This is a genomic window from Candidatus Propionivibrio aalborgensis, assembly GCF_900089945.1.
In the GTDB taxonomy this organism is placed as follows: domain Bacteria; phylum Pseudomonadota; class Gammaproteobacteria; order Burkholderiales; family Rhodocyclaceae; genus Propionivibrio; species Propionivibrio aalborgensis.
In genome coordinates this window covers 1-1,944 of the sequence record NZ_FLQY01000251.1, presented here as the reverse complement: position 1 = coordinate 1,944, position 1,944 = coordinate 1, and the positions used below count along the sequence as shown (strand labels likewise).

Below are 1,944 nucleotides of genomic sequence, written 5' to 3'. Positions count from 1 at the left end.
GACGAAAAGCAGCGAATCACCGGGTAGAAAGGGCGTCACCACAAAGCCCGTTTCGCTGAAGATAATGGTGAAAAGAATGGCGTAGATCCATGGCCCGTACTGCTGCACCAGCACGGCGAGGTGTTTGTCCAGGTGAAGGACGATATCGATAAAGGCGGCGAGGTATTCCATCGTGGTGATTGCCCGGAACAAAGGCGCGATTCTACCCGAAGCCCGGCCGGTATAATCTGTCCATGTCCGACACCACCACCCACCGTTCCGGAATACACATCCTGCCCGATCTGCTGATCAGCCAGATCGCTGCGGGCGAAGTGGTCGAGCGTCCGGCTTCGGTGCTCAAGGAATTGCTCGAAAATGCTCTGGATGCGGGCAGCTCAAGCGTCCAGATCCAGCTCGAGGAAGGCGGTGTCAAACTGATCCGCATCAGCGATGATGGCTGCGGCATCGCCCGGGATGAGCTGGCACTCGCGCTCACCCGTCATGCCACATCGAAGATCGCCTCACTGAACGATCTGGAGCGTGTCGCCACGCTGGGCTTTCGCGGCGAAGCGCTGGCCTCGGTCGCCGCCGTGGCGCGCGTCACATTGACCAGCCGGCAAGCGGGCGCCGACCCGGCTTCATCCCACGCATGGCGACTCACACCGGAATCACAGGCACAACCCGAGCCGGCTGCCTTGCACTCCGGCACGGTGGTCGAGATGCGCGATCTGTACTACAACACGCCGGCGCGTCGCAAGTTTCTCAAATCCGAAGCGACAGAGTTCGCGCATTGCACCGAAACCGTCAAGCGCATCGCGCTTTCGCACCCCGACGTGGCGTTTACGCTGTCGCACAACGGCCGCGTCAGCCTCCATCTGGCCAGCAATGATTTGCGCGGACGCGCTGGGGCCATCCTGGGCAACGAATTCCTGACCGAATCGCGCGCTGTCGACACCGGGAAGATCAGCGACGCCGTTGGCGATAGCGCGGGTAACGGTCACCGCTTGCGCGTTTATGGTTACTGCGCCCTGCCCGCCCATTCGCGTGCGCGCAGCGATGCCCAGTACTGTTACGTCAATGGGCGGTTTGTGCGCGACAAGATGCTGAGCCACGCGCTGCGCGAGGCCTACCAGGACATGCTGCAAGGAAGCCGCTTCCCGGTGTACTGCATCTTTGTCGACCTCGATCCGGCGAGTGTTGACGTCAACGTCCATCCAGCCAAAACCGAAGTCCGCTTCCGCGACGCTCGCGCGGTGCATCAGTTTGTTTTCCATGCGGTACAGCGAACGCTATCCAGTTCGCTGGCCGGGATGCGGGATGCATTACCGGCGCGCAATGAAGATGAGGCCCGCCCGGCATTCAACCACTGGGCACCGCGTCAGGAGTCGCTGCGTATCAGCGAACCGGCTGTCGCGTCGTATCTGGCTTTCGCCCAATTGGCGAATGTTGCGACGACGGCGCAATCGGTGCAACACACGACCTACACGGCGCTGTCCGATGCACTCTCGCTCAGTGAAGCCCCACCGTTGGGCTATGCGCTGGCGCAACTGCATGGCATCTACATTCTCGCCCAGAATGCGCAGGGGCTGATCGTCGTCGACATGCACGCGGCGCATGAACGAATCCTTTACGAGAAGCTCAAGAATGCGCTTGACGGACATCAGGTGGCGACGCAGGCGCTGCTCATCCCTGCCGTATTCAACGCCGACGCGCTCGACGTCGCCGCCGCCGAAGAGCAGACCGAAGCGTTGCACGCGCTCGGTTTCGACCTCGCACCGATGGGTCCGGCACAACTTGCTGTGCGTGCCGTACCCGCGCTATTGCAGGCCGCCGACCCCATAGCACTGGCTCGTGCGCTGCTCGGCGAATTGCGCGAACACGGCATCTCGCAATTGATGGCAACGCGACGTAACGAACTGCTCGCCACCATGGCCTGCCACGGTGCGGTACGCGCGAGACGGCTGT

General features: G+C 62.0%; 1 protein-coding gene. It reads left to right on the top strand.

The features are described 5' to 3' along the window. Window positions 1-233 precede the first annotated feature (233 nt). The coding region (mutL, locus tag PROAA_RS12290; protein ID WP_186411623.1) for a DNA mismatch repair endonuclease MutL at window positions 234-1,944 on the top strand (1,711 nt) is incomplete at its 3' end.